The organism is Streptomyces sp. NPDC046308 (genome assembly GCF_055588065.1).
Genome location: NZ_JBVJFB010000007.1, coordinates 448,717 through 466,392, shown reverse-complemented (window position 1 = coordinate 466,392; position 17,676 = coordinate 448,717). Strand labels below are relative to the sequence as shown.

Annotated in this window: 15 protein-coding genes and 1 pseudogene; 13 read left to right on the top strand and 3 right to left on the bottom strand. The window is 73.7% G+C overall.

The window, feature by feature from the left end:
• Both ACZ6JT_RS28105 and ACZ6JT_RS28100 read left to right on the top strand, forming a co-directional pair.
• Positions 1-286 (top strand): annotated as a pseudogene (locus ACZ6JT_RS28105) (DEAD/DEAH box helicase); the annotation flags it as partial.
• 117 nt (positions 287-403) lie between these two features.
• The gene (locus ACZ6JT_RS28100; protein ID WP_469213940.1) at positions 404-1,249 is read left to right on the top strand and encodes a tetratricopeptide repeat protein; all 846 of its coding nucleotides are present in this window, start codon (positions 404-406) and stop codon (positions 1,247-1,249) included.
• A 70-nt stretch (positions 1,250-1,319) separates the two neighbouring features.
• On the opposite strand, the gene ACZ6JT_RS28095 is transcribed toward ACZ6JT_RS28100, so the two are convergent.
• The gene (locus tag ACZ6JT_RS28095) at positions 1,320-2,591 is read right to left on the bottom strand and encodes a DUF1015 family protein (protein WP_469213893.1); all 1,272 of its coding nucleotides are present in this window, start codon (positions 2,589-2,591) and stop codon (positions 1,320-1,322) included.
• A gap of 112 nt (positions 2,592-2,703) precedes the next feature.
• On the opposite strand from ACZ6JT_RS28095, the gene ACZ6JT_RS28090 reads away from it, so the two are divergent.
• Genes ACZ6JT_RS28090 through ACZ6JT_RS28075 form a run of 4 tightly spaced genes read left to right on the top strand, consistent with a single transcriptional unit; the run spans position 2,704 to position 6,756 of the window.
• A complete protein-coding gene (locus tag ACZ6JT_RS28090) occupies positions 2,704-3,741 on the top strand; it encodes an HAD hydrolase-like protein (RefSeq protein ID WP_385814169.1) in 1,038 nt (345 codons plus the stop codon).
• A 50-nt stretch (positions 3,742-3,791) separates the two neighbouring features.
• Complete coding sequence (locus ACZ6JT_RS28085; RefSeq protein WP_469213891.1) at positions 3,792-4,850, top strand: FecCD family ABC transporter permease; 1,059 nt, start codon at positions 3,792-3,794, stop codon at positions 4,848-4,850.
• A gap of 2 nt (positions 4,851-4,852) precedes the next feature.
• Entirely contained in the window at positions 4,853-5,926 is a 1,074-nt protein-coding gene (locus tag ACZ6JT_RS28080; protein ID WP_469213938.1) for a FecCD family ABC transporter permease, read from the top strand.
• 5 nt (positions 5,927-5,931) lie between these two features.
• On the top strand, positions 5,932-6,756 hold the full coding sequence (locus ACZ6JT_RS28075; RefSeq protein ID WP_469213889.1) for an ABC transporter ATP-binding protein: 825 nt from the start codon (positions 5,932-5,934) through the stop codon (positions 6,754-6,756).
• Positions 6,757-6,855: 99 nt separating this feature from the next.
• Here the strand turns inward: ACZ6JT_RS28075 and ACZ6JT_RS28070 are convergent, their stop codons facing one another.
• Entirely contained in the window at positions 6,856-7,203 is a 348-nt protein-coding gene (locus ACZ6JT_RS28070) for an SCP2 sterol-binding domain-containing protein (protein WP_469213888.1), read from the bottom strand.
• Positions 7,204-7,267: 64 nt separating this feature from the next.
• Here ACZ6JT_RS28070 and ACZ6JT_RS28065 point away from each other — a divergent pair, with 64 nt between their 5' ends.
• From ACZ6JT_RS28065 to ACZ6JT_RS28045, 5 genes are all read left to right on the top strand, one after another.
• A complete protein-coding gene (locus ACZ6JT_RS28065) occupies positions 7,268-7,528 on the top strand; it encodes a hypothetical protein (RefSeq protein WP_365481683.1) in 261 nt (86 codons plus the stop codon).
• 7 nt (positions 7,529-7,535) lie between these two features.
• Positions 7,536-8,351: a TlyA family RNA methyltransferase gene (locus tag ACZ6JT_RS28060; RefSeq protein WP_469213886.1), complete on the top strand. Its 816-nt coding sequence runs from the start codon at positions 7,536-7,538 to the stop codon at positions 8,349-8,351.
• On the top strand, positions 8,348-9,256 hold the full coding sequence (locus ACZ6JT_RS28055) for an NAD kinase (protein WP_030720057.1): 909 nt from the start codon (positions 8,348-8,350) through the stop codon (positions 9,254-9,256). Before ACZ6JT_RS28060 ends, ACZ6JT_RS28055 begins: the two co-directional genes overlap by 4 nt.
• Before the next feature lie 118 nt (positions 9,257-9,374).
• Entirely contained in the window at positions 9,375-11,099 is a 1,725-nt protein-coding gene (gene recN, locus ACZ6JT_RS28050) for a DNA repair protein RecN (protein ID WP_469213937.1), read from the top strand.
• Positions 11,100-11,407: 308 nt separating this feature from the next.
• Positions 11,408-12,526, top strand: coding sequence for a glycosyltransferase family 4 protein (locus tag ACZ6JT_RS28045; RefSeq protein WP_469213884.1), 1,119 nt, complete (start codon positions 11,408-11,410; stop codon positions 12,524-12,526).
• Positions 12,527-12,627: 101 nt separating this feature from the next.
• On the opposite strand, the gene ACZ6JT_RS28040 is transcribed toward ACZ6JT_RS28045, so the two are convergent.
• Positions 12,628-14,247, bottom strand: a complete 1,620-nt coding sequence (locus ACZ6JT_RS28040) for a PucR family transcriptional regulator (protein ID WP_469213882.1) — start codon at positions 14,245-14,247, stop codon at positions 12,628-12,630.
• 184 nt (positions 14,248-14,431) lie between these two features.
• Between ACZ6JT_RS28040 and ACZ6JT_RS28035 the strand changes: the two genes are divergently transcribed.
• Together ACZ6JT_RS28035 and ACZ6JT_RS28030 are read left to right on the top strand one after the other, a co-directional pair.
• The gene (locus ACZ6JT_RS28035; RefSeq protein ID WP_469213881.1) at positions 14,432-16,033 is read left to right on the top strand and encodes an APC family permease; all 1,602 of its coding nucleotides are present in this window, start codon (positions 14,432-14,434) and stop codon (positions 16,031-16,033) included.
• A gap of 11 nt (positions 16,034-16,044) precedes the next feature.
• On the top strand, positions 16,045-17,676 hold the full coding sequence (locus ACZ6JT_RS28030; protein ID WP_469213878.1) for a flavin monoamine oxidase family protein: 1,632 nt from the start codon (positions 16,045-16,047) through the stop codon (positions 17,674-17,676).

Genomic DNA, 17,676 nt, shown 5'->3' with positions numbered 1-17,676 from the left:
ACGTCCGTCGTACCCGCGTCGTGATGACGACCGTGGTGGTTTCCGTGGTGGCCGTGACGACCGTGGCGGCGACCGCCCGTCCTACCCGCGCCGCGACGACCGCGGTGGTGACCGTCCCTCGTACCCGCGTCGTGACGACCGTGGTGACCGTCCCACCGGTGGCGGTGGCGGCGGCTTCCGACGTGACGACCGTGGCGGGGACCGCCCGTCCTACCCCCGTCGCGACGACCGCGGTGGCGACCGTGGCGGGTTCCGTGGTGGCCGTGACGATCGCGGCGGTGACCGTGGTGGCTACCGTGGTCGCGATGACCGTGGCGGCGACCGCGACTTCCGCTCCGACCGGGACCCGGTCAAGCGCCTCCCGATCGACGAGGACGTCACCGGTCTCGAGATCGACGCCGATGTGCGCCAGGAGCTGCTGAGCCTGCCCAAGGGCCTGGCCGAAGAGGTCTCGAAGAACCTGGTCATGGTCGCCCGGCTGATCGACGAGGACCCCGAGCAGGCGTACGCGTACTCGCGCATCGCCCTGCGCCTGGCCTCCCGCGTCGCCGCCGTCCGCGAGGCCGCCGGCTTCGCCGCGTACGCCACGCAGAAGTACAGCGAGGCCCTCGCGGAGTTCCGTGCCGCCAAGCGCATGACCGGCTCGGTCGAGCTGTGGCCCGTCATGGCCGACTGCGAGCGCGGCCTCGGCCGTCCCGAGCGGGCGCTGGCGATGGCCGGCGAGCCCGAGGTGCAGAAGCTGGACAAGGCCGGCCAGGTCGAGATGCGTCTGGTCGCGGCCGGTGCCCGGCGGGACCAGGGGCAGCTCGAAGCGGCCATCGTGACCCTGCAGAGCCCGGAGCTGGCCTCCAACTCCGTCCAGCCCTGGACCGCGCGCCTGCGGTACGCCTACGCCGACGCCCTGCTGGCGGCCGGTCGTGAGGACGAGGCGCGCGAGTGGTTCGGCAAGACCCTCGAAGCGGACAAGGACGGGGCCACCGACGCCTCGGACCGTCTCGCCGAGCTCGACGGTGTCGAGTTCGTCGACGCCGCCGTCGACCTGGCCGACGTCGATGTCGACGGCGACCTCGACGTCGAGGACGAGATCGACGAGGACGACGAGGACCCGGCGGAGATCGCCGCGGCCGAGCGTGCCTCCGACGTCGCCGAGTACTACGACGAGGACGACGAGGAGTACGAGCCGCTGGAGCAGTCCGCGGCCGACGCCGACGCCGAGGACTCGCAGGACTCGGGCCGCGACAAGGCCTGACGCACGGTGAACGCATGAGAAAGGGCGGTACCCCAGGTGGGGTACCGCCCTTTTTCGTGTCCGGAGTGGTTCAGCCCAGCCCGCGCAGGACCAGGCCGGTGGCCGGCTTCGGTCCGAAGGAGGTGGACTTCCGGGGCATGGTGACGCCCTGGCGGGCCAGGTCCCGTACGACTTCCTCCCGTACGGGGTGCAGCAGGACGGCGGTGCCGCCGTGGCGTTCGGCCATGGCCACGGTGGACGCGGCGTCGTGGATGTACGTGATCTCCTCGGGGGCGTCCGGAACGTGCCAGAGGGCGTCGAGCAGGGTCGCGTGCAGCACGGTGGCGTCCAGCCGGCGCCAGGCCTCCGGGCGGTCGTGGCGGACCGTGCGGTCGAGGAGCGCCAGGTCGGGATCGGTGACCAGGTGGAAGGTGCCGTCGCCGGTGAGCAGGAAGGCGTTGCCGCGTTCCGAGGCGTCGGCGAGGGCGTCCAGGGCCAGGGGGAGCGGTCCGTCGACCGGGGTGACGCGGAAGTGGCCGCCGAGGGCGGCGAGGGCGTCGGAGACCGGGAGCCGGCGCAGCATCCGGTGGATCGCGCGGACCTGGAGCGGGTAGCGGGCGGTGTCCACGAGGAGGACCAGCCCGAAGTCCCACGCCGTGGGGGAGCCGTGCTCCTCCTGCAGGCGCAGGTACGTCGCCCAGCGGTGATGGCCGTCGGCGATGAGGGCCTGGCGGTGGCTGAGATCCGACGTGACGGTGGCGATCTCGTCCGGGTCCGTGATGGCCCACAGGCGGTGCTGGAAGCCGTCCTCGGTGGTCGTCGACAGCAGGGGCGCGCGCTGGGCGGTCCGCTCGACGACCGCGGTCGCGCCCGTGCCGGGGTCGTCGCCGCGGTAGGTGAGGAGCAGGGGTTCGAGGTTGGCCGAGGTGGCCCGCATGAGACCGGCCCGGTCGGTGACCACGTCCGGCATGACGTCCTCGTGGGGGAGGACGATGCCGGCGTCGGCGGCGGACAGGGCGAGGGCGCCGATGACACCGCGCTGGAGCAGGCCTGCCCTGCGCTGTTCGTACACGTAGAGCGCGGGCTCGGGGTCGGCGCTGAGGATGCCCGCGGCGAGCCAGTCGTGCAGGGTGCGGGCGGCCTGTTCGTTGCGCGCGGCGGGGGTGCCGGCCTGCGGGAGGATCAGGCGGACGATGTTGTGCGGGTCGGCGGATTCGAGGTGGTCGACTCCGTCGGGGCGCACGACCACGTCGTACGGCGGAGAGGTGACGGCTGCGAGGCTGCCGACGCGCTCCGGGACGTAGCGCAGGCCATGGAACGGGATCAGTCGCAGCCCTTGGTCCGCGGTGCCAGGTGTGGTCATTGGTGCATGGTAAGTCGCGTCTCGCCATGCGGGATGATCGGGGCAGTGCAGAATCGGACAAGATCGAACTCCCCCGGCCGGCGCCGGGAGGGCACCGAGAGGAGCGGACGCGATGACCCGGCAGAGCAGGACCAGTCCCGCGGCGAGTGAGCAGAGTCTGCACCAGGCGTACGACACGGCCCTGCTGGACCTCGACGGAGTGGTGTACGCGGGTGGCGAGGCCATCGCGCACGCCGTGGAGTCCCTGGCGACGGCACGGGCCGACGGCATGCACCTCGCCTACGTCACCAACAACGCGCTGCGGACCCCGGACGCCGTCGCGGAGCACCTGGGCGAGCTGGGCATCCCGACGGAGGCGGCCGAGGTGATCACCTCGGCGCAGGCGGTGGCCCGGCTGATCTCGGAGCAGGTGGAGCCGGGGTCGAAGGTACTGGTGATCGGCGGGGAGGGGCTGCGGGTCGCGCTGCGCGAGCGCGGGCTGGTGCCGGTGGAGTCGGCCGAGGAGGAGGGCCTGGCGGCGGTCGTGCAGGGGTACGGGGGTCCCGAACTGCCCTGGGGGCGCTTCGCGGAGGCCTCGTACGCGATCAACCGGGGGGTGCCGTGGTTCGCGTCGAACACCGACCTGACGATCCCGGGGACGCGGGGGATCGGGCCGGGCAACGGGGCCGCGGTGGAGGTCGTACGGATCGCCACGGGCGCGGAGCCGCAGGTGGCGGGCAAGCCGCTGCCCCCGATGCACCGGGAGACGGTGCTGCGGACGGGGGCGGAGCGGCCGCTGGTGGTCGGGGACCGGCTGGACACCGACATCGAGGGTGCCTTCAACGGTGAGGTGGACTCGCTGCTGGTGCTGACCGGGGTGACGGACGCGGAGCAGCTGGTGCGGGCCGAGCCGAGGCACCGGCCGACGTACGTGGACCGGGACCTGCGGGGGCTGCTGACCGGGCAGCCGGAGGTGGAGCCGGTCGCGGAGGGGTTCCGCTGCGGCGGCTGGACCGCGGTCGCGCTGAACCGCGGTGTGCTGGAGCTGCGCGGGGAGGGCGGGGATCCGGTCGACGGGCTGCGGGCGCTGTGCGCGGCGGCCTGGACGGCCGCCGGGGACGGGGCCTGCACGCTGGACGCGGCGAAGGCACTGGCCAGGCTGGGTCTTTAGGGCCGAACGGGTGATCCGCGCAAGGTGCAGGGTAGGCTAACCTAACTCGCGTGTTGGTCGAGAGCCCCCCAGAATCCGAACCGAGCGCGGTGCCCCCACAGGCCGCCGTCGCCCGCCCGCGCCATGCCGCGCGCGTCGCCGGTCTGCTGGCCGCCGTCGCGGTGCTCGCGCTGATCGCGGTCGTGAGCGTCGCCGTGGGCGCCAAGCAGATGCCCCTGGACGAGGTGTGGCACGGCCTGTTCGCCTACGCGGGAACGCCGTCCGACGTGGTGGTGCGGGACCTGCGGGTCCCGCGCACCCTCCTCGGGCTGATGGTCGGACTGGGCCTCGGCCTGTCCGGCGCCGTGATGCAGGCACTGACCCGCAACCCGCTGGCCGAGCCCGGCATCCTCGGCGTCAACGCCGGCGCAGCGGCCGCCGTGGTCTCCGCGATCAGCTTCTTCGGCGCGTCGTCCGTCCGCGAGTTCGTGTGGTGGGCCTTCCTCGGCGCCGCCGTCGTCTCGGTCGTGGTGTACGTGCTCGGCGGCAGCCGCAGCGCGACCCCGGTGCGCCTCGCGCTCGCCGGTACGGCCGCCAGCGCGGCCCTGGTCGGCTACATCAACGCCGTGCAGCTGATGGACAGCAAGGCGCTGGACAAGCTCCGCTTCTGGACGGTGGGCTCGCTGGCCTCGGCCAACATGGACACCGTCCGCCAGGTGGCGCCCTTCCTGATCGTCGGCGCGGTGCTCGCGCTGTCGCTCGGCCGGCCGCTGAACGCGATGGCCATGGGGGACGACACCGCGCGGGCGCTCGGCGCGCACCTGACGCGGACCAGGATCGCCGCCGTGGTCGCCATCACCCTGCTGTGCGGTGCGGCGACCGCCGCGTGCGGGCCCATCGTCTTCATCGGCCTGATGATCCCGCACCTCGTCCGGGCGTTCACCGGTCCCGACGTGCGCTGGGTGCTCGCGTACTCGGCCGTCCTGTCGCCCGTCCTGCTGCTCGGTGCCGACGTCGTCGGCCGTGTCGTCACCCGGCCCGCCGAACTCCAGGTCGGCGTCGTGACCGCGCTCATCGGCGGCCCCGTCTTCATCTACCTGGTTCGGCGCAAGAGGATGGCCCAGCTGTGACCGTGACCGCGACCGAGAACGACACACCGCGCAAGGGCCGGTCCGGGCCGCGTCCGCTACGCCTGCCCGGCGGGATCGCGCTGCGCGTCGAGGGCCGCGCGCTGGCCGTCGGGCTCCTGCTGGCCGCCACGACGCTCGCGCTGGCCGTGGTGCTCATCGGCACCGGCGACTTCGAGATCGCCCCGTGGGACGTCGTGCAGACGCTGCTGGGCAACGGCACCCCCGCCAACGACTTCATCGTCAACGACCTGAGGTTGCCGCGGGTCCTGGTCGCCCTGCTCGTCGGGGCCGCCCTCGGGATGGCCGGCGCGGTCTTCCAGTCGGTCTCCCGCAATCCGCTCGGCTCCCCCGACCTGCTGGGCTTCGGGTACGGCTCGGCGGTCGGCGCGCTCGTCGTCATCGTCCTCGTCAAGGGCGATGCCAACGAGGTGGCCGGCGGCGCGCTGCTCGGCGGCCTGCTGGCCGGAGCCGCCGTCTACCTGCTGGCGTACAAGCAGGGCATCCAGGGCTACCGGCTCGTGCTGGTCGGCATCGGCGCCTCCGCCATGCTCATCGCCGTGATCCAGTACCTGATCACGAAGGCCCAGATGTTCGAGGCCACCCGCGCCACGGTCTGGCTGACCGGCTCGCTGGCCGGCCGCGACTGGGCGCAGGTGTGGCCGCTGCTCGCGGTCTGCGCGGTGTTCTTCCCGCTGGTCCTCGGGCAGGGCAGGGCGCTGCGGATGATGGAGATGGGCGACGACGCCGCGTACGCCCTCGGCGTGCCGGTGGAGCGGACGCGGCTGCTGCTGATGCTCGCGGCGATCGTGCTCACCACCGCGGCGAGCGCGGCGGCCGGGCCCATCAGCTTCGTCGCGCTGGCCGCGCCGCAGCTGGCCCGGCGGCTCACCCGCTCGCCCGGCGGGAACCTGCTGACGGCCGCGCTGATGGGCTCGGTGCTGCTGATGGTGTCCGACTGGGCCTCTCAGCGGGCCTTCGGCGCCGACCAGCTGCCGGTGGGCGTGGTGACCGGGCTGGTCGGCGGTGTCTACCTGCTCTGGCTGCTCGTCACCGAGCGCAAGGCGGGACGTATATGAACCTGATGAGGAGTGCGCAAGTGCAGCGGCTGACCGCGGAGAACGTGACGCTCGGCTACGACCAGCGGGTCATCGCCGAAGACCTGTCGGTGGAGATCCCCGACCACTCCTTCACGGTGATCGTCGGCCCCAACGCCTGCGGCAAGTCCACGCTGCTGCGGGCCCTGTCGCGGATGCTGAAGCCGTCCGCCGGGCGGGTGCTGCTGGACGGGCAGGCCATCGGATCGATGCCGGCCAAGAAGGTCGCCAAGACCCTGGGGCTGCTCCCGCAGTCCTCGATCGCGCCGGACGGCATCACGGTGGCCGACCTGGTGGCGCGCGGCCGGTACCCGCACCAGGGGCTGCTGCGGCAGTGGTCGGCCGAGGACGAGCGGGTCGTGAACGAGTCCATGGCCTCCACCGGGGTCGCCGAGCTCGCCGACCGGGCGGTGGACGAGCTGTCGGGCGGGCAGCGGCAGCGGGTGTGGATCGCGATGGCGCTGGCGCAGCAGACGCCGCTGCTGCTGCTCGACGAGCCGACGACCTACCTGGACATCCAGCACCAGATCGACGTGCTGGACCTGTGCGCGGAGCTGCACGAGAACCAGGGGCGGACGCTGGTCGCGGTGCTGCACGACCTGAACCACGCGGCCCGTTACGCGACGCACCTGATCGCGATGCGGGGCGGGAAGGTCGTGGCGGAGGGACCGCCGGCGGAGGTGGTGACGGCGGAGCTGGTGGAGCAGGTGTTCGGCCTGAAGTGCCAGATCATCGACGACCCGGAGACGGGGACGCCGCTGGTGATTCCGGCGGCGCGGCGGTCCCGTGCGGGGGCTCAGGCGGTGGCGTAGCGGGTGCGGCGTTTGTCGGGGCTCCGCCCCGGACCCTCCCCGCACCCTCCCCCGGACTCCGTCCGGGGCCCCCGCCTCAAACGCCGGCGAGGCCGGAAGTCAGAGCAGGCTCTTGAGGCGTAGGAGGTCGCGGAGGCCGGCTTCCAGTTTGACTCGGCCGGAGGCCCAGGCCTTGGCGAACTTGAGGTCGCCCGCGACCAGGGCGAGGAGGTCGTCGCCCGTCATCGCGAGGCGGATCTCGGCCTTCGCGGCCGGCGGGCCGGGGGCGACCGCGTCCACGCGGATGCGGCCGCCGTCGAGGCGGCCCGTGAAGGTCTGGTCGAGGTCCGTGATGTGGCAGCTCAGGGAGCGGTCGAGCGCGGCCGCGCCGCGTACGCCGCCATCGGCCCGGGCGAGATTGTCGGAGAGGGTGTCGAGTGCTTCGCGGCACTCCTGGATCGTAGCCATCGTGATCACGACCGTACCGCAGAGCCGTGCGTGGTCGCGGGGCGCTTCGGGGTAGCGTCGGGGCATGACCGACGAAGCCCAGGGCGCAGAAGAAGCCGACGGCGAAGCCTCCGCCGGGCCCGCGGGGCCCGTGGCGCTGGGCGTCGTACGCACGCCCACCGGACACGCCGGCGTGGACGCCCACCTGGCGCGGCTGGCGGACGCGGACCACCTCGCGGCGGACGGACACGTCGAGGTGTACGAGGATGTCCACCGGGGGCTGCGCGAGGCGCTGACCGCGCTGGACGCACCGCCCGTCCCTGGTCCGTACGAAAACAGGAGCTGAACCGAACGTGGCAGGAGTGGCACGCCGCCGCCTGGACGCCGAACTGGTACGCCGCAGCATGGCCCGCTCGCGCGAGCACGCCGCGCAGCTGATCGCCGCGGGCCGGGTGACCGTGGGCGGCACCACCGCGACCAAGGCCGCCACCCAGGTCGAGACGAGCGCGGCCCTGGTCGTCCTCAAGGACGACAGCGATCCCGACTACGTCTCGCGGGGCGGCCACAAGCTCGCGGGCGCGCTGGCGGCCTTCCGGCCCCAGGGGCTGCGCGTGGAGGGCCGCCGCGCGCTGGACGCCGGGGCCTCCACGGGCGGGTTCACCGACGTGCTGCTGCGCGCGGGCGTCGACCACGTGGTGGCCGTCGACGTCGGCTACGGGCAGCTCGCCTGGTCACTGCAGAGCGACGACCGCGTCACGGTCAAGGACCGGACGAACGTGCGCGAGCTGACGGTCGACCAGATCGACGGGATCGCGGTGGACCTCGTCGTCGGCGACCTTTCCTTCATCTCCATCGGGCTGGTGCTGCCCGCGCTCGTACGGTGCTGCGCGCCGGACGCCGACCTGGTGCTGATGGTCAAGCCGCAGTTCGAGGTCGGCAAGGACCGGCTGGGCAGCGGCGGGGTGGTGCGCAGCCCGGAGCTCCGGGCGGAGGCCGTGCGCGAGGTCGCGGCGCAGGCGGCGAAGCTCGGTCTGGGTGTTCTCGGGGTCACGGCGAGTCCGCTGCCGGGACCGTCGGGCAACGTCGAGTACTTTCTGTGGCTGCGGGCGGGGGCACCGGCGCTCGACCCGGCGGATGTTGACCGTGCAGTGGCGGAGGGGCCGCAGTGACAGATTCAACGGGGGAACGCACCGTCTTCCTGCTCGCGCACACCGGACGGCCGGCGGCCATCCGCAGCGCGGAGCTGGTCGTCAAGGGACTGCTGCGCTGCGGGCTGGGCGTACGGGTCTTCGCGCACGAGGCGGTGGACCTGCCGCTGCCGCCCGAGGTGGAGCTCGTCACCGAGTCCACGCCGGGGGTGCTCGACGGGTGCGAGCTGCTGATCGTGCTGGGCGGTGACGGGACCCTGCTGCGGGGCGCGGAGCTCGCGCGCGCCTCGGGGGTGCCGATGCTGGGCGTCAACCTGGGCCGGGTGGGGTTCCTCGCCGAGGCCGAGCGCGACGACCTGGACAAGGTCGTGGACCGGGTGGTGTCGCGCTCGTACGAGGTCGAGGAGCGGATGACCCTCGACGTGGTCGTGCGCACGAACGGCGACGTGGTCCACCGGGACTGGGCGCTGAACGAGGCCGCGGTCCAGAAGGTGTCCCCGGAGCGGATGCTGGAGGTGGTCCTGGAGATCGACGGGCGCCCCGTGACCGGCTTCGGCTGCGACGGGATCGTCTGCGCGACTCCGACGGGCTCGACGGCCTACGCGTTCTCCGCGGGCGGGCCGGTGGTCTGGCCGGAGGTCGAGGCACTGCTGATGGTGCCGATCAGCGCGCACGCGCTGTTCGCGAAGCCGCTGGTGACCTCGCCCACCTCGGTGCTGGCGGTGGAGGTGCAGTCCGGCACCCCGCACGGCGTGCTGTGGTGTGACGGCCGGCGGATGCTGGAGCTGCCGTCCGGGGCCCGCGTGGAGGTCAGACGCGGGGCGGTGCCCGTGCGGCTCGCCCGGCTGCACCACGCGTCTTTCACGGACCGGCTCGTCGCGAAGTTCGCGCTGCCGGTGTCGGGTTGGCGTGGGGCGCCCCACTAGAGGCTGTCCCGGCGCGTCGCCGTGCGTGGTTAATAGCACATTCGTTCGGAGAACTCGGGGCGGGTGACGTCACATGGCACCGGTGAAACCTCGGTATCGTCGTCCCGTGCTTGAGGAGATGCGGATACGGTCGCTCGGGGTCATCGACGACGCGGTGGTCGAGCTGTCGCCCGGTTTCACCGCGGTGACCGGCGAGACCGGCGCCGGCAAGACGATGGTCGTCACCAGCCTCGGGCTGCTGCTCGGCGGTCGCGCCGACCCGGCCCTGGTGCGGATCGGGGCCAAGGCCGCGGTCGTCGAGGGCCGCATCGTCATGCGCCCCGGCGCGCCCGCCGCCGTACGCGCCGAGGAGGCCGGGGCGGAGCTCGACGACGGCGCCCTGCTGATCAGCCGGACCGTGTCCGCCGAGGGGCGCTCGCGCGCCCACGTCGGCGGCCGGTCCGTGCCCGTCGGCCTGCTCGCCGAACTCGCGGACGACCTGGTCGCCGTACACGGCCAGACCGATCAGCAGGGCCTGCTGCGCCCGGCCCGGCAGCGGCAGGCGCTCGACCGGTACGCCGGGGACGCCGTCGCCGTCCCACTGGAGAAGTACGGATCCGCCTACCGCAGGCTCCGCTCCGTCGCCGTCGAGCTGGAGGAGATCACCACCCGGGCCCGGGAACGGGCCCAGGAGGCCGACCTGCTGCGCTTCGGACTGGACGAGATCGCGGCCGTGGAACCGGTGGCCGGCGAGGACACCGAGCTGGCGGCCGAGGCCGAACGGCTCGGCCACGCCGAATCACTGGCCTCGGCGGCGCAGCTCGCGCACGGCGCGCTCGCGGGCGATCCCGAGGACCCCGAGGCCATCGACGCCAACATGCTCGTCGCGGGAGCCCACCGCGCCCTGGAATCCGTACGGTCGCACGACCCGGCGCTCGGCGCGCTCGCCGAGCGGATCGGCGAGCTGGGCATCCTGCTGTCCGACGTGGCCGGAGAGCTGGCGGGCTACGCCGACGACCTGGACGCCGATCCGCTGCGACTGGCAGCCGTCGAGGAGCGGCGGGCGGCTCTGACCCAGCTGACCCGCAAGTACGGCTCCGAAGGCACCGTGGACTCCGTGCTGGAGTGGGCCGAGCAGGGCGCGGCGCGGCTGCTGGAACTGGACGGCGACGACGAGCGGATCACGGAGCTGACCGCCGAGCGGGACGGCCTGCTCTCCGAACTGTCGCTGCTGGCGCAGGCGTTGACGGACGCCCGGGTGGAGGCGGCGACCCGCTTCGCCTCCGCCGTGACGGAGGAGCTGGCCTCGCTGGCCATGCCGCACGCCCGCGTGACCATCGACGTCCGGCAGACCGAGGACGCGGACGGGGTGGAGGTGGGCGGCCGTCCGGTCGCCTACGGACCCTCGGGCGCGGACGAGGTCGAGCTGCTGCTGGCCCCGCACCCCGGCGCCCAGCCGCGGCCCATCGCCAAGGGCGCCTCGGGCGGTGAGCTGTCCCGGGTGATGCTCGCCGTCGAGGTCGTCTTCGCCGGCTCCGACCCGGTGCCGACGTACCTCTTCGACGAGGTCGACGCGGGGGTCGGCGGCAAGGCGGCGGTCGAGGTGGGCCGGCGCCTCGCGAAGCTCGCCAAGTCGGCGCAGGTCGTGGTCGTCACCCACCTGCCGCAGGTCGCGGCCTTCGCCGACCGCCAGCTGCTCGTCGAGAAGACCAACGACGGGTCCGTCACCAGGAGCGGGGTCACCGTCCTGGAGGGCGAGGCCCGGATCCGCGAGCTGTCGCGCATGCTGGCGGGACACGAGGACTCGGTCTCCGCGCGGGCCCACGCCGAGGAACTGCTGGCGGCGGCGCGCGCGGACGCCTGAGCCGGGAGGGGTGACGGCACGGCCGCAGGAGGGCCCGGCGCGCACGGCGCGGCGGGCCCTTCGCCCTGCCGGGGGCCGTGCGGGGCCGAGCCGGGGCCCTGCCAGCGGCCGTGCGGGGGCGGCTCGCGGACGGCACGCCGCCGTCGTGGGTCGGTCGCCAGGGTGACGCGGCACTGGGCCGTGTGGGTGAGGCTGGGGGGTGTCCGGCGGTATCTCGTGCGGGATCCGCACCCGTATGGTCCCGGAACGCGCGTGCGGACTGGCATCCTTGGCGACGTCTCTGACTCCTCACCCTGGAGCTTCGGCCCGTGAGCAGCTCCCCGGTCTCCACCTCCCTCCCGGCACAGCCCTACGGGCGCCCGCCGCTCCGCACCGTCCAGGTACTCGGCGACGGCGCGGGCGCGGGCAGCTGCGCGCACGTACGGTCGCTCGCGACCGGCCTCGCCGCGCGCGGCGTACGGGTCACCGTGTGCGCGCCCGTCCAGGCGGAGGGGGAGTACGACTTCACCGGCGCCGGGGCGGAGTTCGCGCCCGACGCGGTGAGCGTCCTGCGGGCCGCGTGCGCCGGCGCGGACGTCGTGCACGCGCACGGGGTGCGCGCCGGGCTGCGCGCCGCGCTGGCCATGCGGGGGCGCCGGGTGCCGCTGGTGGTGAGCTGGCACGGCGACGGGCCCGCGCAGGCGGGCGCGCTGGGCCGGCTGGGCCGGCTGCTGGAACGGCACGTGGCGCGGGCCGCGGCGGTCGTCCTCGGGGCCTCCTCGGACCTGGTGGACCTCGCGCGGCTGCGGGGCGCCCGGGACGCACGGCTGGCACCGGTGGCCGTACCCGCGGGTCCCGTCGGGCCCGAGCCGGTGGACCCGGGCAAGGTGCGGGCGGAACTGGGAGCGGTCGAACGGCCGTTGCTGATCACCGTCGGCAGCCTCGAGCCGCACCGCGGGTACTTCCTGCTGCTCGACGCGGCGCGGGAGTGGCGGACGCTCGAGCCGGCCCCGCTGCTGGTGATCGCCGGAGAGGGCCCGCTGCGGGCGGAACTGTCGCGGCGGATCCAGGCCGAGGAGCTCCCGGTACGGCTGCTCGGGCGCCGCCGGGACGCGGCGCAGCTGCTGGCGGCTGCGGACCTGGCGGTGCTGCCGAGCCGGCGCGTGGCGCGGGCCCTGCTGGCGCAGGAGGCACTGCGGGTGGGGGTGCCGCTGGTGGCCACGGCGGTGGGGGGCGTGCCGGAGCTGGTGGGGGAGGGCGCGGTGCTGGTCCCGCCGGGGGACGCGGCGGCGCTCGCCTCGGCCGTGACCGGCCTGCTGGCGGACCCGGAGCGGAGGGCTGCGCTGGCGGTGGCGGGGCGGGCGCAGGCGGCGACGTGGCCGTCCGAGGACGACACGGTCGCGCAGGTCTTGTCGGTGTACGACGAACTGACGGAACGCCGGCGGTAGCCTCCCGGCGGGGTCGCAGCCAAAAGACCGGGGCTCCGCCCCGGACCCCGCGCCTCAAACGCCGGCGAGGCTGAACCTGCCCGGGACGCGCGAGCGGCGCGTCAGGAGGCGGTGTGGCGGCGGGCGCGGAGGGCCAGGCTCAGGGAGAGGACCGTTTCGGGGTCGTCCAGGTCCGTGCCCAGGAGTTCCGAGATGCGGGCCAGCCGGTTGTAGAGGGTCTGGCGGTTCAGGTGGAGCTCGCGGGCCGTCTCCGCCTTGCGGCCCGCGTGGGCCAGGTACGTCTCCAGCGTGGGCAGGAGCGGCGGGCGGGACGTCGTGTCGTGGGTGCGGAGCGGACCGATCGCCCGGTCCACGAAGGCCGCCAGGTCGGGGTGCTCGCGCAGCCGCCACAGGAGCAGGTCGATGTCCAGCCGCCGCGCGTCGTACCAGGGCCGGGCCGGCAGGCCGTGCGCCGCCGTGGCCGTCTCGGCCGCGTGCCGCAGCCCCGCCGACGCGGCCGCCCAGCCGCCGGCGACGCCGACGACCACGGCCGGCGGCGCCGCGGCCCGGTCCAGGCCCGCGCGTTCGACGCCCGCCCGCAGCGCGGCCGACACCCGGTCCGCCACCGCCGTGCGTTCCGATTCGGCCCGGAGGGACACGAGGAGCGGGACACGGCCCTCGACCGGGCGGACGCCCAGCAGGACCGGCACCCCGACGGACGACAGCTCCTCCAGGACCGCACGGGCCAGCACGGCCCAGTTCCCGGACGGGCCGAGGCCGGAGGAGAGCCGCATGACCACCGGCAGCAGCGGCCCCGCCCCCGGCCTGAAGCCCAGGACGCGGGCCTGCGCCGGGGCGTCCTCCGCCGAGATGCGGCCCTCCGCCAGGTCGGTCAGGAAGTCACCGCGGCCGCGCGCCGCCAACTCCTCCTCCTGCCGCGCCTGCATCAGCACGACGGCCAGCACGCCGGCCGTGCGCTCCGCCGCCATCCGGTGCACCGGCTGCAGCGGCGCCGAGACGCCGACCAGGACGACGCGGGCCCGGACCGAGCCCGTGCCGTGGCCGCCGCCCGGTACGTCGACCACCACCGTGTTCGCCGACGGCTCGGCCTCGCGCTGACCGCGTAGGCCCTCCCACACCTGCAGCGGGTCCGCGCCCGCGTCCCCGGCCGCGCTGCCGGCCGCGTACAGCAGCTGACCGTCGGGGGTCTCCAGGAAGACCGGGTTGCCCGTGAAGTCGGCCAGGATCCGCAGCACCTGCGGGATGCCCCCGCCGCCCAACAGGGCCTCGGTACAGCGCCGGTGGACCTCCTCGGCCCGTTGGAGCAGCGCGTAGTGGTGGTTGACGATCTCGGTGTGGACCTCCTCCGTGACGGCGACGAAGGGGACCTCCCGGTGGAGCTGGACCAGCGGCAGTCCCGCCGCGCGCGCGGTCTCCACGATCGTGGCGGGCAGCCGGGTGAAGCGCGGCCCCAGCTCGACGACCAGCGCGGCGATGCCCCGGTCCGCGAGGCGGCGTACGAAGGCACGCTGCTCGGCGGGCCGGGAGCCGAGGCCCAGCCCCGTGGTCAGCAGCAGCTCGCCGCCCTTGAGCAGGGAGGCGATGTTGGGGACCTCGCCCGCGTGCACCCAGCGGACGGTCCGGCCGAGGCGGTCCGCGCAGGCCACCACCTCGGGCAGTCCGCTGCGCAGTCCCGGCAGCTCAAGTGCCCGCTGAACCGTGATCCCGCCCTGGTCGTCCATATCGCGGGACGCTACCGGGCCGCATGTGCCGGGGACATCACCTGGCGGTTACGAAGCCCGATCTGCCCCTCTTCTGGGCCGACAACTCGTCTTCTCCGCAAGGCGATTATCGGACCGCGTGCCGATTGTGGTCTGCGTCACCCCAGTGAAGAGTGGCGGCCTCCCGACACAGGAAGAGGACGCCATGAGCACAGGCACGACCAGCGCGGCATCCCCGACGCCCGCGGCTCCCCAGGTCCAGCGACTCAAGGCCAACTCGGTCGGTCTCGTCGGCGTCGTCTTCATGGCCGTCGCCACCGCCGCCCCGATCACCGCCATGACGGGCAACCTCCCCATCGCCGTCGGCTTCGGCAACGGCACCGGAGCCCCGGCCGGTTACCTCTTCGCCACCCTCGTCCTGACCGTCTTCGCGGTCGGCTACGTGGCCATGGCCAAGCGGATCACCGCCGCGGGGGCCTTCTACGGATACATCTCGCACGGCCTCGGCCGGATCGCCGGCATGGCCTCCGGCATGCTCGCCGTCCTCGCCTACATCGTCTTCGAGGCCTCGATCGTCGGCGTGTTCTCCTACTTCACGAAGACCACCGTCCACGACCAGCTGGGCGTCGACCTGCCCTGGATCGTCTACGCGGCCGCCATGCTGGCCGTCACCGCCGCCCTCGCGCACTTCGACATCAACCTCACCGCCAAGGCGCTCGGCGTGATGCTCGTCGCCGAGATCGCCGTGCTCTTCGCCGTGGCCACCGCCGTCCTGATCGCCGGCGGCGGACCGGAGGGCATCCCCCTCGAACCCGTCAACCCGAAGAACGCCTTCACCGGCACCTCCGCCGGCCTCGGCCTCTTCTTCGCCTTCTGGTCCTGGGTCGGCTTCGAGTCCACCGCCATGTACGGCGAGGAGTCCCGCGACCCCAAGCGGGTCATCCCCAAGGCCACCCTCATCTCGGTCGTCGGCGTCGGCCTCTTCTACATCTACGTCTCCTGGATGACCATCGCGGGCAACGGCCTCGCCGAGTCCGTCGAGCTGTCCGCCTCCGCCAGCCCCCTCGACCTGTTCTTCGCCCCCACCCGGACCTTCATCGGCGCCTGGGCCGTCGACGCCTTCCAGTGGCTGCTGCTCACCGGCTCCTTCGCCTGCGGCATGGCCTTCCACCAGTGCGCCGCCCGCTACCTCTACGCCATCGGCCGCGAGGGCTTCCTGTCGCCGAAGCTCGGCCACACCCATCCCAAGCACGGCTCCCCGTACATCGCCTCGGTCGTGCAGACCGCCATCGCCACCGCGCTCGTCGCCGGCTTCTGGGCCACCGGGCAGGACCCGTACCTGCACCTCTACACGCTGCTCGCGATCCTCGGCACGATGGCGATCCTGATCGTCCAGACGCTGTGCTCCTTCGCCGTCATCGGCTACTTCCGCAAGAACCACCCCGAGGACCGGCACTGGTTCAGGACCTTCACCGCCCCGCTGCTCGGCGGCATCGGAATGACGGCCGTCGTGGTCCTGCTCGTCCTCAACATGGAGACCGCGGCCGGCAGCGCCGCCGGATCGATCTTCTTCAAGCTGATCCCGTGGATCGTCGGCGCGGTCTTCCTCGGCGGCCTCGGCCTCGGCTTCTGGCTGAAGGCGAAGGCCCCCGCACGCTACGAGATCATCGGCCGGATCGTCCTGGAGGACGCCGCCGAGCGGCCCGGCGACGCACCCGGTGAGGCACCCGCTGACACCGAAGTCCAGCCGCACCCGACCGTCCTGCCCGGACAGGGCACCCCCTCGTCCACCGCCGCGAACCTCTGAGGAGCCCCGCCATGGCCCGTACGCCCCTCATGCACGCCCTGCGCCGCCTCGCCGCCGAGCACGCCGCAGCCGCCCGCCTCGGCATGCCCGCCGCCGAGGTCCGCGGATCCACCCGCCGTGAACTCCTCGGCCGCGCCGCCGCCCTCGGCCTCGGTACCGCCCTCGCCGGCTCCGCGGCCGGGGCCGCCCACGCCGCCGAGGCCACCCCCGACAAGAAGCCCGCCGCCCCGGCCCGCGTCGCCGTCGTCGGCGCCGGCATCTCCGGCCTGACCGCCGCCCTCACCCTCAAGGACGCGGGCGTCGACTGCACCCTGTACGAGGCCGACCCGGGCCGCGTCGGCGGCCGGATGTGGACCCAGCGCGGCCACTGGGCGTACGGACAGACCTCCGAGATCGGCGGCGAGCTGATCGACACCAGCCACAAGAAGATCCTGGAGCTCTGCCGCCGCTTCAACCTGCCCACCGAGGACTTCCTCGGCGGCGGCCCCAACGGGGCGGAGGAAGTCCTCTGGTTCAACGGGGAGTACTACTCCCGCACGCAGGCCGACGAGGACTTCAAAGCCGTCTACCAGGCCCTGCGCCGGGACCTCCAGGACGCCGGGGAGGTCTCCTGGAACAGCAGCACCCCCGCCGGCACCGCCCTCGACAACATGACCCTGTACGAGTGGATCGAGAGCCGGATCCCCGGCGGCCACGGCTCGCGGCTCGGCCGCTTCATCGACGTGGCCTACAACGTCGAGTACGGCGCGGACACGAACCGGCAGTCCGCGCTCGCCCTCGTCCTGCTGATGGGCTACCAGCCCAACCCGGGCAACTTCAACGTCTGGGGCCTGTCCAACGAGCGCTACCACATCACCGGCGGCAACGACCGGCTGCCGAACGCCATCGCCGCCGCCCTGCCCGCCGGCTCGATCGTGATGGGCCGTGAGCTGGTCGCCGTCCGGGCCAACGCCGACGGCACCCAGACCCTGACCTTCCACGACTCCGGATCCACGCGCACCGCCGTCGCCGACCACACGATCCTGTGCCTGCCCCTGCCGATCCTCCAGCGCATCGACACCTCCCAGGCCGGCTTCGATCCGCTCATGCGGAACCTGCTGCGCGACGCCCGGATGGGTTACTGCACCAAGCTCAACATGCAGTTCACCGCCCGCCCCTGGCGCGGGACCGGCCCCTGGCCCGGGGTCTCCGCGGGCGATTGCTTCACCGACTCCGACGTCCAGCAGACCTGGGACACCACCAAGGTCCAGCCCGGCACCGGAGGCATCCTCCTCCAGTACGGCGGCGGCACCCTCGCCGGGTCGCTCACCCCCGCGACCCCCTTCGCCACCGAGACCGACCCCTACGTGCGCGCCCTCGCCGGCCGCGTGCTGACCGGCGTCGACGCCTTCTACCCGGGCACCAAAGCCGTCTGGACCGGCAGGGCCCAGCTCTCCGCCTGGCACCGCAACCCGTACTCGCTCGGCGCGTACTCGTACTGGCCCACCGGCTACCTGCACCGCTACGCCAAGTACGAGGGCACCGCCCAGGGCAACATCCACATCGGCGGCGAGCACTGCAGCTACGACTTCCAGGGCTTCATGGAAGGCGGCGCCACCGAGGGCGAGCGGGCGGCGCGGGAGGTGATCACCGCCCTCACCTGA